Origin of the sequence: Pseudoalteromonas sp. PB2-1 (genome assembly GCF_045040605.1) — a bacterium.
Classification (GTDB): domain Bacteria; phylum Pseudomonadota; class Gammaproteobacteria; order Enterobacterales; family Alteromonadaceae; genus Pseudoalteromonas; species Pseudoalteromonas arabiensis.
Genome location: NZ_CP090667.1, coordinates 3,027,470 through 3,041,917, shown reverse-complemented (window position 1 = coordinate 3,041,917; position 14,448 = coordinate 3,027,470). Strand labels below are relative to the sequence as shown.

Annotated in this window: 13 protein-coding genes; 8 read left to right on the top strand and 5 right to left on the bottom strand. The window is 40.6% G+C overall.

The genetic code is table 11. From position 1 onward, the window contains the following. Positions 1-114: 114 nt before the first annotated feature. Positions 115-2,244, top strand: a complete 2,130-nt coding sequence (locus tag L0Z67_RS14165) for a winged helix-turn-helix domain-containing protein (RefSeq protein WP_062568668.1) — start codon at positions 115-117, stop codon at positions 2,242-2,244. Between the two features lie 2 nt (positions 2,245-2,246). On the opposite strand, the gene L0Z67_RS14160 is transcribed toward L0Z67_RS14165, so the two are convergent. Then, on the bottom strand, positions 2,247-2,576 hold the full coding sequence (locus L0Z67_RS14160) for a 5-carboxymethyl-2-hydroxymuconate Delta-isomerase (RefSeq protein WP_062568669.1): 330 nt from the start codon (positions 2,574-2,576) through the stop codon (positions 2,247-2,249). A gap of 11 nt (positions 2,577-2,587) precedes the next feature. Beyond that, on the bottom strand, positions 2,588-3,175 hold the full coding sequence (locus tag L0Z67_RS14155; protein WP_193987791.1) for an outer membrane beta-barrel protein: 588 nt from the start codon (positions 3,173-3,175) through the stop codon (positions 2,588-2,590). A gap of 103 nt (positions 3,176-3,278) precedes the next feature. On the opposite strand from L0Z67_RS14155, the gene L0Z67_RS14150 reads away from it, so the two are divergent. The 6 genes from L0Z67_RS14150 (at position 3,279) to L0Z67_RS14125 (ending at position 8,222) form a co-directional block, all read left to right on the top strand. Next, entirely contained in the window at positions 3,279-3,749 is a 471-nt protein-coding gene (locus L0Z67_RS14150; RefSeq protein ID WP_062568671.1) for a CreA family protein, read from the top strand. 3 nt (positions 3,750-3,752) lie between these two features. Further along, positions 3,753-4,535, top strand: a complete 783-nt coding sequence (locus tag L0Z67_RS14145) for a hypothetical protein (protein ID WP_062568672.1) — start codon at positions 3,753-3,755, stop codon at positions 4,533-4,535. Positions 4,536-4,542: 7 nt separating this feature from the next. Further along, positions 4,543-5,163, top strand: coding sequence for a LysE family translocator (locus tag L0Z67_RS14140; protein WP_062568673.1), 621 nt, complete (start codon positions 4,543-4,545; stop codon positions 5,161-5,163). 8 nt (positions 5,164-5,171) lie between these two features. Further along, positions 5,172-5,687: a gamma-glutamylcyclotransferase family protein gene (locus L0Z67_RS14135; protein WP_062568674.1), complete on the top strand. Its 516-nt coding sequence runs from the start codon at positions 5,172-5,174 to the stop codon at positions 5,685-5,687. Then, positions 5,684-7,231: a serine hydrolase gene (locus tag L0Z67_RS14130; protein ID WP_237127204.1), complete on the top strand. Its 1,548-nt coding sequence runs from the start codon at positions 5,684-5,686 to the stop codon at positions 7,229-7,231. The genes L0Z67_RS14135 and L0Z67_RS14130 overlap by 4 nt, the downstream gene beginning before the upstream one ends. A 70-nt stretch (positions 7,232-7,301) precedes the next feature. Beyond that, positions 7,302-8,222 (top strand): histone deacetylase family protein, encoded by a 921-nt coding sequence (locus L0Z67_RS14125; protein WP_062568676.1) that lies wholly within the window; start codon positions 7,302-7,304, stop codon positions 8,220-8,222. Here L0Z67_RS14125 and L0Z67_RS14120 read toward each other — a convergent pair. Beyond that, a complete protein-coding gene (locus L0Z67_RS14120) occupies positions 8,219-8,512 on the bottom strand; it encodes a hypothetical protein (protein WP_062568677.1) in 294 nt (97 codons plus the stop codon). The genes L0Z67_RS14125 and L0Z67_RS14120 overlap by 4 nt on opposite strands. A gap of 78 nt (positions 8,513-8,590) precedes the next feature. Between L0Z67_RS14120 and L0Z67_RS14115 the strand changes: the two genes are divergently transcribed. Further along, positions 8,591-11,089, top strand: coding sequence for an EAL domain-containing protein (locus L0Z67_RS14115; protein WP_237114442.1), 2,499 nt, complete (start codon positions 8,591-8,593; stop codon positions 11,087-11,089). A 1-nt stretch (position 11,090) separates the two neighbouring features. On the opposite strand, the gene L0Z67_RS14110 is transcribed toward L0Z67_RS14115, so the two are convergent. Both L0Z67_RS14110 and L0Z67_RS14105 read right to left on the bottom strand, forming a co-directional pair. Continuing rightward, positions 11,091-11,900, bottom strand: a complete 810-nt coding sequence (locus L0Z67_RS14110; protein WP_405128158.1) for a DUF2797 domain-containing protein — start codon at positions 11,898-11,900, stop codon at positions 11,091-11,093. Between the two features lie 45 nt (positions 11,901-11,945). Beyond that, positions 11,946-14,444 carry an EAL domain-containing protein gene (locus L0Z67_RS14105; RefSeq protein WP_405128157.1) on the bottom strand — a complete coding sequence of 833 codons (2,499 nt, stop codon included), beginning with the start codon at positions 14,442-14,444 and terminating at the stop codon, positions 11,946-11,948. Positions 14,445-14,448 lie beyond the last annotated feature (4 nt).

Here is a 14,448-nt window from a genome sequence, read left to right as displayed (position 1 = left end):
TTTTGCGCTGTCAACTTATTGACAATTATAATGCTGGTTAATCATTGTTATTTGAGATAAATTGATAGCTAAATACACGTCTAGAAATCTAAAAAGAGGTTAAGTTTAGACTTAATGGAAACCACTCATCACGCCTACCGTTTGGGTCGGTGTACAATTAATCCCCTTGAAAATAAACTAGTTTGTGATGATAGTGAGCACGTTTTACAGCCTAAATTCATCGAGTTATTAGGTTGTTTAGTTGCCCGTTATCCTGAGCCAATTACTCGCGAAGAGTTAATTAATCTTGTTTGGGATGGTAACCATTTTGTAGGAGAGAAGGCGTTAACAAATGCTATTTGGCATTTACGTAAGGCGTTTAAAGAATTAGACCCAAACTCAAGTTACATTGAAACCTTGCGTAAAACAGGGTATCGATTGGTTCAATCACCTGAAAAAATTGAACAGCAACCTAAAAAAAATATACCCAGTTTCAAACGTGCTCAAGTTTATGGTGTTGCTGCTGTATTTATGCTTTGCGTATTTGCTGCGTGTGTATTCTGGTATGTTTCTAGTTATCAAACAAAGCAGCACACGGCCTTTGTGATGCCGATAAACAGTATAGAAAGTGTAACAGCAAGCCCTGGGCGTGAAATTTATCCTGCCGTATCAAATGATCAACATTACTTGGTTTATTCATGGCGCCGTTTAGATAAATCTGCGGATTTATATTTACGTGACCTCCATTTTCCTGAGCATCCAGCAAAACAGCTAACCGACAGTGTAGAGACTGAAGGGCGCTCCGTGTTTAGTCCTGACTCAAGCACCTTATATTACTATCGTTATACGCAAAACAGTGCGTGCGAAATAGTGAAACTATCACTTGTAAATGCGACGAGCGTTGTCCTGAGTGAATGTCGCCGCGAAGGTGGAACTGATCTTGATGTCAGTGCCGATGGTAAAACACTCGCTTATATCGGTGAGTATGTAACCGAAGCCGGCGAAACGGTAAGCCGCATTAAGTTACTGAGCCTTGCATCAGATAACCTACATGAAACATCTATTCCTTGTGTTGATTATTGCCATATTAACGATGAGTCCGTGTCGTTTTCACCTGATGCAAAACATGTCGTGGTTACTCGTAATGTTGAAAACGACCAGCAAGCACTTTTTATGATTGATGTACAAACAGGGCAAGCTAAACGACTTACTCCAAACTTTGCCTTTATTCATGGTGTTGATTGGCATCCGAGTAAGAACTTACTGGTTTTTTCGGCAACTAAAGGCGGTAAGCGTTATGGTTTTTTCTACGATATTGAACAGCAAAAGCTGATTAACACTCAAGTGGCAGGGATGAGTTCGCCAAGGTATAGCGCTGATGGCAGTGTCTATTTTCATCAATGGGATATAGACAAGGTGATTACACGGCTAAAAATTGATGAGCAAGTTGCCAGTTCACCTTTTTCTATGCTTTCCACTAATTTTAGTTCGCTTTTTCCAGAATATAATTCGGCGCAGAAAAAGCTATTATATGTATCAAATGAGTCTGGCAGCTCTCAATTATGGATAGTTAACCCAGATGCAAGCTCGCGTAAACAGTTGACGAGCTTTCCACATGTTATTGGGCAAATACTTGACCCAACGTGGTCAAAGGATGGGCGCTACATTTTGTTTTCAGTGCTGGATAAAGGGCTGAGTACACTTTATCTATATGACTTTAAGCTCGATAAGAGGCAAGCGTTAAATATTCCATTTGCCTATGCACGCAAACCAACGTGGTCTAGTGATAACCAATCTATTCTTGTGTCTGACAACGATTATGTTTATCGATTTGATTTAAAAGGTAATAACCTTGGTAAAGTGATAAGTTCTCCTGCTAAATATGCTGTTGAGTTATCATCGGGTGATATTCTTTTTACTGATAACAATAAGGCTATATGGATAAAACACCATGGAACGGGGCAAGAACAGGTACTTGTTGACGATATCCATTTAGCGAGGCATTTTTCGTGGTTATTTGTCGAGAAGAATGAATACAATGATGCGCGTATTTATTACTTTAAAGTACGCGTTGGTGATTATCGTATTAGTTATTATGATTTGGCGAAAAAACAGCATTTTGATGTGATGGCATTACCCGAGCGTGCTTATAGTCGTTCATCAGGGCTGACCTATGTGGATGATGAACGCTGGCTTGTATACACGGGATACCTGTCACCTGAGATTGAAATTAAGCGTCTTCCTGCGGCATTTCTGCCGCAGTAAAATTAGCACTTACGATAAATATCAGGGCTCATATCATAAATGTTTACGCTTAAACTATAAGAACGGCGACAGTACTTTCTTAAGCAATTGAGTAGTTGTTCGCTTAGTTGCTGCTTTTGTTCAACGGTTCTACCTTCCATGATAGATGCAGCAATATGGATGAAGCCATCTTTCCCTTCACCTAGCTCATAGTGTTGGTAGGCAATAGCACGTGTTTTAATGGTCGATAATTCGAATAAACCAGAATCGAATACCGCTTGGTGGACTTTTTCAACCAGCACTTGAGGAAGAATAGGGAGATCTTCTGAATGTTCAATAACAATATGCGGCATGAGGCTCTTCCTTAAAAGCGGTAACTAAAACCGATGTTTGTTTGAAATTGGTTTAATACATCACCATCGAAGTGCCAAAGGCATTGTTCGTTTTCGGATGCAGGCAAAGTACATGAGATGTTACTTGCATTATTTACAATAGTCGCCAACCAGCGAGTTTCAACATAAATTCGCGCTTGGTCTGTAAATAGGTACTCAGCGCCACCGTATAAGCCTGAAGTAAAAAAAGTGTCGGAATCAGCAAAATCAGTACTGACGTGATTTGCGCCAATTTGGGCACCAACAAAACCAACTATATGGTCAGCTAATGGCACCTCTATGGCACTTTGAAATAGCAGGTATTGCATCTCGATTTGCTTATTGGCTTGGTCTTTCATATCAAGTTCGGTTGCTGAATAAAAGAATCCATAACGAGCATTATCAATGGTTCTGTCTAGGCTAACCGTAAAGTGACTATCATTTTCTAACTCGATTTTAAGGTTTTCTTCGGTCTGTACTGAGTTAGTAAAGTTTTTGCCGAAACCAGCGCTAATAGAGTAGCCAGCGTGAGCGGTACTACTTAAGAACATTAAACACAGTAAACTGAGCGGTTTTTTCATGGTTTAGGTGCTCGTTGTTGAAGATATTTTGAGATAGTATTGAAACATAGCAAGCAAATAGTTGTAAATGGACAACTATCGCTTTTTAATAAGGATAACGAAGATGAAGACACTAAAACTTGCTGCACTGACAGCCTCAATCATCTTGTTGAATGGTTGTTCGGATGACGCGGCTTCTGTAAGTTTAGGATTGTTTACGACTAAAGATATTAAAGTGGTGTCGCAACAAGACCCAATCATTAGTGGTGTTACCTGTCATATCAGCCATATTGAAGCAAATCTTGATTTTGCAGATCCTTCAGATATGTCAATTGCCTGTCGTCAAACTGGTCCCATTACTGCTGAACAGTTACAAAAAATAGACCGCAGTAAATCCGGTGATGTGGTATTTAAATCATCAAAGAGTATTTTATTTAAATCATTGAAGGTGCGTCGTATTTACGATGCACCAACCCGTACTCTTTTGTATTTATCATACTCGACAAAAGAATCATCAGGCAGTCATCATCATGCTTTATCAACCGTTCCGCTTTATAACACAGATGCATGGCAGTGGGCGCAAGGACAAGAGTAAAATATGTTAACCCTATTTAAATCTGCTCCCTTACTTGACGAGCAGGAGCAACAGTGGCTAATAGACACATTTATATGGGCTGTTGAGCATTTTGATAGCGATTACTTTTTACAGAAGACGCAGATTGTATTACCCAATAGCCAGTTTTTCCCAGACAGTGTCACGAGCGTTGAAGATATGGCTAAAACAGTATTTTCTCGCGTTGTTGGCTATGCGGGGATGAAGGCGTGGCCTGTAAGTTTAGTATCACCCTCACAGCTTGTTCCACAGGTATTTCCGCACTTTGAGTTTCAGGCTTCTCTAAGAGGAGAACACGCTCAGTTAATCGTGCCTGCGAATCACTTAATTAATGTGTCTTTTAACCCAAACCAAATAAATCAGCCACAAGACTTAGTTGCAAGCTTCGCTGGAACACTTGCGACAATACTTATTCATCACGTTGGTGTTTTACCACCTGGAGGTAAAGAGTTTTTACCACAGGCCAGCGACGCACTTGCTTGTTTTTTAGGATTTGGTGTGATGATGAGCAATACTGTGTATCAATTTAAAGGGGGCTGTGGATGTGGTTATAACCCCTATGCCAATCGCCAAGCCGCGTTAACCGAGCCGCAAACCTTATTTATGCATGCTTTGGTATCGCATTTTAAAGGCGATAATCAGTCTAAAAAATACCTAAAGCCTCATTTACGAGGTCAGTATAAGAAAGCGCAAAAGCAAATAAAGTTATTAGTTAATAGTAGTGCTAACCCGCTATTACTTGCGTTGGATGAACAAAAAGTAGGGTAAATAATCAGTGCCGTATTTAGATGAGTTTTTATTAATTGCTGTCGCGCATTTTTTTGCTGTTGCAAGTCCTGGCCCTGACTTTGCTGTTGTGCTTAAACAAAGTATTCAGCATGGCCGTCAAAATGCACTATGGACAAGTGCGGGGGTGGGGGCAGCCATTTTACTTCATGTTGCTTATTGTGTATTGGGTGTTGCCCTTATCCTATCGCAATCGCCGAGCTTATTTATGGCATTAAAATATCTGGCGGGTGCTTATTTAGCGTATTTAGGCGTACACGCTTTACGTAGTGCAAAACCGGCTGATAACACACAGCCAACGCTTGCTCAGGCTGAGCCTGAGTCAGTGTATAAAGCTTTTAGGCGTGGCTTTTTTACCAATGCACTGAACCCAAAAGCAACGCTGTTTTTTATGTCGCTTTTTACGTTAGTTATCAGCCCTGAGACCCCAGTATTAGTGCAAGCAAGCTATGGGGTGTATATGGCTTTGGCAACTTGGGTGTGGTTTTCATGTTTATCACTGGTGTTAACAAAAGCCGCTGTGCGAGAATTTTTCTTAAAAAGTGGTTTTTGGTTTGATAGAGGTATCGGCGTGATCTTAATTGCGTTGGCTATTCGTGTTGTTGTGTAAGGTGAATTATGACTATTTATAATTTTTCGTTTGGTTCAAACATGTCATCAAATCGGTTGTTGGCACGATTACCTCAAGCAAAACGTATCGGTACGGCCATACTCAGAGGCTATGAGCTGACATTTGATATGGTCAGTACCGATGGCTCAGCGAAATGCAGTGTTCGCCAAACTTCTCAGCCAGACGCACTGGTTTATGGGGTCGTCTATGAGCTTAATGAAGATGAAAAAGCGATTCTAGATACGATTGAAGGCCCTCGCTATGACTGCGTTGATGTGTCTGTTGAATTGTTAGATGGAGAGCAATTAACAGCACATTGTTATATCGCCAATACAGTAGACGCTGCACTTTTGCCATTCGACTGGTATCTACAGCATGTTCATCGCGGTGCGCTTGAAGCTGGCGTGCCAAATGATTACAGTGATTCAATACTCGCGCGCGAAAGTTGCGATGATCCAGATAAAACCCGAGCAGCGAGAGAGTTCGCTATTCACAACAATAAAAATGATCAAGGGACATTATGAAACTGTGTAAACTAGCCGTTGCTGCGGCCTTATTATCAAGCTGTTCATTCTTTAGTTACGCTGATATCGACAGTGAAAAAATTGAGCAAGTAATTGAAACATCAATGGCACGTTTTGATGTGCCTGGTATGGCTGTTGCCATTGTTGAAAATGACAAAGTCGTTTTGGCAAAAGGGTTTGGGGTGACCAACCTTGATACGGGGAAAAAGGTTAATAAAGACACTTTATTTGGTATCGCCTCAAATACGAAAGCATTTACTGCAGCCGCTTTAGCGAAGCTGATAGATGAGGGAAAGTTAAACTGGGACGACAAAGTAATTGATCATCTACCTGAGTTTCGCCTGTACGACCCTTATGTAACACGTGAAATGACGATTCGTGATTTATTGAGCCACCGTAGTGGCCTAGGTTTAGGGCAGGGCGACTTAATGATTTGGCCTGACACCGATAAATCGATTGATGAAATCATTGCCGGTCTTAAGTACTTAAAACCAGCCAGTAGTTTTCGTAGTAAATACGCGTATAACAACCTAATGTTTGTGACCGCTGGTGAAGTTGTGGCACGTGTGTCAGGGATGAGCTGGAATGATTACATTGAGAAAAATATTCTAGAGCCACTTGATATGAAAAACTCTCGAGCTGGTTTTTCACGCATTCCAGAAAGTAATAAAAACTGGGCCACAGGGCATATTCCTATGGATGGCCAGTTACACCCGTTTTTTGTTAATTATTTAGAAGACTTTCGTGGTGCCGGTGCTATCGCTTCAAGTGTCAATGATATGAGCCAGTGGCTACGCACGCAACTTGCCCATGGCCAAATGCCAAATGGCGAACAGTTATTTACTGAAAAGCAGCAACAGCAAATGTGGCACCCGCATATTACCTCTTTAGCATCGAAAAGTGCATACGAGGCATACCATCAACAATTTAGAGGCTATGGTTTAGGCTGGAGTATTGAAGATTTTCATGGCATTAAAAAATTAGGTCATGGTGGTGGGATTTTAGGTATGGTCTCTCAGGTGACCTTACTACCAGAAAAAAACCTAGGTATCGTTATTCTAACCAACCAGCAAGCGTTTAGTGCGTTATCTGCAGTTACTTATGAAGTGCTTGAAGATGCGCTGGATTTGGAAGATAAAGATTGGGTCGAAGAGTTAGCTAAAAAGCACTTTGAAGGTAAAGAAAAAGCCTACGCAAATGCTAAACCAGAAACACCGGCAGATTATCAACCAAAGCTACCAAATATAAATTACACAGGCACACTGCATGATAACTGGTATGGTGATGTGGTAATCGAAGAGCTTAATGGGCAGTTACGTATCGACTTTACGCATACTAAACGCTTGAAAGGCCAGCTTGAACATTACACGGGTAATACGTTTATTGTGAAGTGGGATGAAAAGCTACTTGAAGCCGATGCATTTATTGAGTTTCAAATGAGTCCCGAAAACCGCGTTGAAAGTGCCAAAATGCGAGCAGTTTCAACTGCTGTGACAGATTTTAGCTTTGATTTTAGAAACCTAGATCTACAAGCTAAAAAGTAAACCAAAGTCGCAAAGCCGCTCAAAAGCGGCTTTGTTATAATTGGCTGACAATTACTTCAAGGAGCGCGTAATGAGAACGGCCGTTATCTCTCATCCATTTTGTCGAAAACATAAAATGATTGAAGATCACCCTGAGTGTCCTGCGCGTTTAGATATGATCACTGACCGCTTATTGGCAAGCGGTGTTGATATCGCAGTCACTCATTTACAAGCTCCTAAAGCCACACGTGAAGACTTTTTACGTGCCCACGATGAGTCTTTGGTGCGTCACGTAGAGCAAACTATTCCAGAGTCAGGCCTTGCAGAACTTGATGGTGACACATGGCTGTGTCCCGACTCAATGAAAGCAATTGAACGTGCTGTTGGAGCAGGGTTATTAGCTGTTGATGAAATTCTTGCTGATAAGCTAGATGCCGCTTTTTGTTCAGTGAGGCCGCCTGGTCATCATGCAAACAGGACCACCTCTGCTGGTTTTTGTGTGTTTAATAACTTAGCAATTGCCGTGCAGTATGCAAAAAGCAAAGGAGTGAAACGCATTGCCATTGTTGATTTTGATGTTCACCACGGCAACGGCACACAAGACATCTTTTTAAACGATGACAATGTACTGTTTTGCTCTTTGTTTCAGCATCCATTCTATCCTAATACAGCGGTTGAAAATAATCCGACTTTGGTAAATTCACCTTTACCTATTGCCAGCGATGGGACTGATTTAAAAGCGGTTTATTATGAGCAGTGGTTACCTAAACTAACTGAATTTAAACCCGAGCTATTGTTTATTAGTGCGGGGTTTGATGCACACTTAGAAGATGATATGGCAAGTTTGAAGTTTGTTGAAGATGACTACGCTTGGCTTACGTCACAATTAGCGGAGCTATGCCAGCAACAAGGCTGCAAAGGCATTGTGTCATTTTTAGAAGGCGGGTATGCCTTGTCAGCACTAGGGCGTAGTGCTGTTGCTCATATCAAAGCGCTGGTGGATACAGTTTAATTATCTAGCATCATAAAAGCTTGTTCCGGCGTTAATTGAGTCACTTTACTCAAGCAGCAGCTCCCCTCTTGTGCAAGTTGTTGCGTCACTCGTTTTGCCAGTTCTGTGCTTGTGATTGGTGTCACGTCGTTGTTATATAAATCAACATACCTTCCAGCTTTATTCAATAGTAAAAGCTCGTTTCGCTGCTCCTTAGTTAAACTATAGAGAAAATCATTTAAGTCGCTCTCACCTTCAAGGTACGCTACTTCTTGCTTACTAAAAATGATCAAAGGAAATGATAATTGCATTTATTGTCCTGTATCAAAGCCCGACATAATGAAATGATTATAATTGCTAATTCCTGTAAGAACTAGGTAAGTCTACTTATGAGTCAACCAAGACGGCATCAAAAGGTCGGGGATGTTATTTCGCAAAAGCTGGTATCGTGCCCTGCACATACCCCTTTGGTTGATGCTGTGCGGTTGATGCATGTTCATAGTGTGACGGCTATTTTTGTTAAACACGACCAATCTATTGTTGGTATATGGACTGAGGCGGACTGCCTAAACATTGATATTACAAGCCCTGAATTTAAAAATGTACCTATTCATGAGGTTATGTCAGCACCGGTGGTGTCCGTGCCAAGTCAGTGTTTACTGAGCGATGCGACACTGCGCTTTCAACAGCATGGTATTCGACACTTATTAGTGATGAATAGCGATAAACAGCCTGTTGGTATGTTGAGCTTGTCGGACATTGTGCACAATCAAGGGCTTGATCACTACCTACAGTTTCGTCCTATTCATGAACAATATCGCACTGAATTAGACATTGTTGATGCAAATTTGCCAATAGAAAGCGTGGTAGAGATTATGCGCACGAGCCGCCTAGAAAGTGTGCTTGTTTATAATTCAGCCTTAGCTATTCATGGCATTATCACACAGCGAGATATTGTTGGGCTAATTATTCAAACTGAATGGCTTAACCCTTGCTGGCAATACGCAAGTTATCCATTGATAGAGATAGACAGTGACAGCAGCTTGTTTGATGCATATCGTCTTATGTCTGAACATAATGTTCGTCATTTAGCGGTGAGAGAGACTGATATTTGTGGAGTCATTTCGTTTGCAGATTTAATCACAGAAATAGAGTCAGCGTATTGCTGCGAACTGGAACGAGCGATTGAGCAGCGCGATATTGCCTTACAAAAGTCGCAACGAAATTTATTTTTAGCTAATAAAATTATTGATGCGTCATTGGATGGCATCATGCTAACTCGTAAAGATGGCACGATTATTCAAGTTAATCCTGCATTTACTAAACTCACAGGGTTTGAAGAGCATGAAGTGATTGGCAAGCGACCGAGCATTTTAAGCTCGTCTATGCACAGCCGTTCATTTTATCAAAAAATGTGGCATGCCATAGAGTATGAAGGGGTTTGGCAAGGAGAAATTTGCAACCGTAAAAAAAGCGGTGAAGAGTTTGTTGAATGGCTGACGATTATTCAAATTAAAGATCCAAATGTTGATGAAGTACTCTATGCGGCTATTTTTAGTGATATAACAGAGCGTAAGCGAGCGGAAGAAAAAATCTCACAACTGGCGTATTACGATGAACTAACCGGTTTGCCAAATAGACGGTTATTTCACGATAGGTTGTCAATTGCGTTAAGTGCAGCCAAGCGTAATCAAGATTTATTAGCCGTTATGTTTGTTGACTTAGACCGTTTTAAAGAGGTGAATGACAGCCTAGGTCATGATGCAGGTGACAATCTTTTACAACAAATAGCAGAGCGCATTTCATCTGTACTACCTGAGGGGGATACCCTAGCTCGTTTAGGCGGGGATGAGTTTGTACTTTTATGCGAAGTTGAGAGGATTGAAGCATTACTTGGATTTGCAGAGCAGGTCTTGCAACAAGTCAGTATGCCTTTGTTAATTAATGAGCAGGTGGTGGCGATAACCGCCTCCATTGGGGCCGCAGTGTTTCCAGATGATGGTATCGATAGTGCTACCTTGCTTAAACATGCTGATATTGCAATGTATCGGGCAAAAGAGGTGGGTCGAAACTCATTTCAATTGTTTAAGCCGGCCATGAATGCACGCTCTCTTGAGCGGCTTGCGATGATGAGTCGTTTGCAAACAGCCATAGAGAACGATGAGTTTGAATTGTACTACCAGCCGAAGCAACACCTTGAAAGTGGCCGAATATCAGGCGTGGAAGCCTTACTGCGTTGGCAGGAGCCAAGCTTAGGTGTTATCTCTCCAGCTAAATTCATTCCATTGGCAGAGGAACTTGGCTTAATTGTAAAGCTGGATATGTGGGTTATAGAACAAGCCTGTAAAGAGTTAGCTATATGGCAGCGAAATGATATTGAAGCAGGGCGTTTAGCGATTAATATTTCAGCTAATCATTTACGGCAAGGGCAATTGGCTTCTAATGTTGAACGCTTATTGAGAGAGTATGAGGTGGACCCATGCAAACTTGAAGTCGAACTCACTGAGAGCTGCTTCATAAGTCATTTTAGTGAAGCTAAACAAGAGTTGCTGGCACTTAAAAAGCTGGGCGTTCATATTACGCTTGATGACTTTGGGACTGGCTATTCAGCATTGAGTTACCTAACCAAATTACCTATCGATACACTTAAAATTGATGCCAGCTTTATTGCTAAGGTCCCCGATGAATATGGCAATAGTGAGATTGTTTCGGCGATTGTCACACTAGCTAAGAGCTTAAATATACACGTTGTTGCAGAAGGTGTTGAGAAAGTGGAGCAGTTAAACTACTTACAAGGGCTTAACTGCGACACGATTCAAGGTTATTACTTCTGCCGCCCCATTACGAAACAGCAGTGGTATGACTTTTATCTTAATACTCAAACATAGTTTAGCTTAGGGTGATTTCATACGAAGTAAACTTTCGAATATTAATGACGCCAGTATCAAAAATTAAGTATTGGCCTTTAATGCCTTTTAAAACACCTGAGACTTCTGGAGCCTTATCAAAATTGAATGAGCTGATCTTGGTTGGATATTCGTCGACAGGGTAATCGAGAGTTACAACGTCCTCATCTAGTTTTTCGATGGCTGTTGCACCAAATAACTCGGCAAGTTCATCTAACTTTTCTTCTATTTGTGGCAGTAACTCTGTGGTGGCAGCCTTTAGGTCGAGCACGTCAGATTGCCCTTTTAGCATATTACGCCAATTGGTTTTATCAGCAATAAACTTGGCTAACGCGACTTCAACTAAACCTGATTGCAAACGAGTCTGTACTTTAAAAATAGGTAGGGCTTGAGTTGCCCCTTGATCAATCCAGCGGGTCGGGATTTGTGTATGACGGGTAATCCCCACTTTTAAGCCAGAAGTATTTGCTAAATACACATAGTGCGGGATCATGCAGTTTTCTTCACCCCACTGTGGCTCACGACACGTGCCTTGGTCATAGTGACAAGTTTCGGGTTTCATAATACACATATCGCAACTTGCTAGTTTGCGCATACAGACAAAGCAGTGTCCTTGTGAGTAACTTTTTTTGGTTTTCTTACCACAGTTACAACAAAAGATATTGCCGGTGTGCGTAAGTGTGAGTGTTTTTCCTATATAGTCGTTTAAAGGTACTAGTTCATCACCAACAGGTAGTTGATATTGTACAGGTGTACTGTGAGTCGACTTGAGTTTACGCAATGTACCTTGCATCTTTACTTGGCCCCTAAAGATGTAAAAGGGGTAGTGTAACACGCTCTATTTCGATTGTGTGTCGATAAGCTCAAGATATTCATCAACTGCCAAGGCTTTGCTGTAAAAGTAGCCTTGGCCATGATCAGCGCCCATTTTTATAAGCAATTGCTCTGTTTCTTGATCTTCTATCCCCTCGACCGTGATATTCATGTCAAGGTTATGGGCCATATCAATCGCTGTTTTTACGATCACTTGGTGAGTATCGTTATTGGTTAAATCGAGAATAAACGATTTATCTACTTTAATTGTGCTAAACGAGTAATTAACTAAGTAATTAAGGGAAGAGTAGCCAGTGCCAAAGTCATCTAAAATCACTTGGCTCCCTAATTTATTTAACTCATTAACAAAGCGTATCATATCCTTATGGTTTTTTATCAATGCATATTCAGTCAGTTCAAATTTTAACTGATTGGCAAAAATACCTCGTTTTAAAATGGTATTTTCAATTTTTTCAACCAGTTTAGGAATGGCTAAGTTTTTGGCACTTAAGTTAACACTAATCGTATGTTCTTTATGCCCGTGCTGATTGAGTTTTGCTATGGTTTGGCATGCTTTCTCAATTACCCATAAGCTCAATTCATTGATAAGTCCCGTTCGCTCAGCAAGCTGGATTAGTTGTTCGATATTTAAATTTTGATCAGCACTTGGCCAGCGTAGTAGGGCTTCAGCTCCTGCAATTTTGCCCGTGCGTAAATCAATGATTGGTTGTAAATATATCGCTAATTGCTCATTACGAATAGCGTGCTGTAATGATGCAGCTAAGCTTAAATCCATATCAACATAGGCAGAGTCGAGAGTTTTAATTGCCTGTTTTTGAGAAATTGCGAGAAACCCCCGTTGTAACCAAGAATCAAAGCCATCATTTTCAATGGGCTCGGTAACACTGAATCGGTAATAAAGCTGCAAATCGAGGCCTGCAATTTTATATTGCTTTGGCAGCTGTTTAGCGATATTACCTAACTCATCGTATAAGTCACTTTTAGGCTGGATTTTGGTTGATATAAAGGCCAGCATACCATTACCTAAATCAGCTATTTTAGGGCTATTATCCAGTGCATATTCAAGGTTAATAAACTGCCTATGCTTGGCTAAGTGGTTTTCTAACGAAAGAGCAACCGTTGTAATAATCTTACTACTTTGGCTCGGGTTTAAGATGCTAAGTAATGCATTGAATTGCTCAATCTTAATTAAACACAAATGTGCGCTGCGTTTTTCATTTATTAAACTCATGTATCCTTGCTTGAGCATGGCTTGGTTTAATAATTTTGTTTGTTGAGTGTGAGTTGCGTGATACAGCGCTTTTTCGCGTTGATAACGCACTCTGTCAGCCAGTGCCATTGCCATTAAAACAATTTCGCAAAGTATAGCCATTAAGAATAAGTGACGAGTTGTAAAACTGTAGGGAATAAAGCCAGTTAATTCCAGTGGCTGTACAGCAGCACCAATAATAAGCGGTATCCATGACATGACATAAAACTTCGCCCATCTGAAACCACTAATTAGTTTCTTATAAATCATGGTAATACATAAAATATAAAGAATGACCATAATGGCAAAAAAGATCTTCGAGGAGTTATATTCCAGCATAAAAAAGCTCATTAAGCCTAAGCTGAAAAGAACAGCCAAGAAGCTAAGGCTGAGTTTATATAGTCGGCAATTATCTTTGTGATAGCGCAAAAACATGGTGCAAAATGCAACCGTAAAAAAGGCAATGGCGTAGTTACTAAACACTATTTTTTCGTTAAAAAATAATTGCCACGACAGTGGCCAAAGATAAAAGCCAAACCCAAGCACAGAACCCATTAGTAACAGGGCAGAAAGAATGTAGCCAATATAAATGAGATAAACACGATCACGGATACCCAAAAAAAGTACAAGGTTATAAAGAGCAGCCATAATCAGCACGCCAATAAATATTCCCCAAATACCAGCTTGTGAACGCAATAAGTCTTGAAATTCTTTTTTACCGTAAATATTGATGGGTGTTTTGCTTATCCCGACAGTATCTACTTTTATGACCAAAGAGACTTTTTCACTGCCCTTTAATGTTAAAGAGGTGTGTGGTGTACTGTACTGAAATAAAGACAGCCCACTGACCTTATCACCTAGTTCAATCGTGCTAATAAGTTGTTGCCGTTCATTGAGTTGATATACAGTGAGGTAGTCAACCATAGGGTTATCAAAATGAATAAACAAATCAATCGGGTGCGGCTGCCTATTTTCTAAATCGAGCTTTAACCAGTAATCTTTTGCGGCTAAATCCCACTCAATGTGCTTAAAAGGCTTTTTTTCAAGTTTGCTCGGTTCACTTAAAAACTGTAAAAGAGTAAGCGATTTAGTCTCATCAATGCGGTAAGCATTTTGAGAGTAAACAGGGGCTGTTTTGTCAATGGTGTAACGAGTTGGGCTCGCCAAGTGAGACGATAAAGTGCAGATAATAAAAAATAAGATCGCAAGAATAAAAAATGACAAAAAATGATATTTTAGCGTTTTACTATTCAAAATG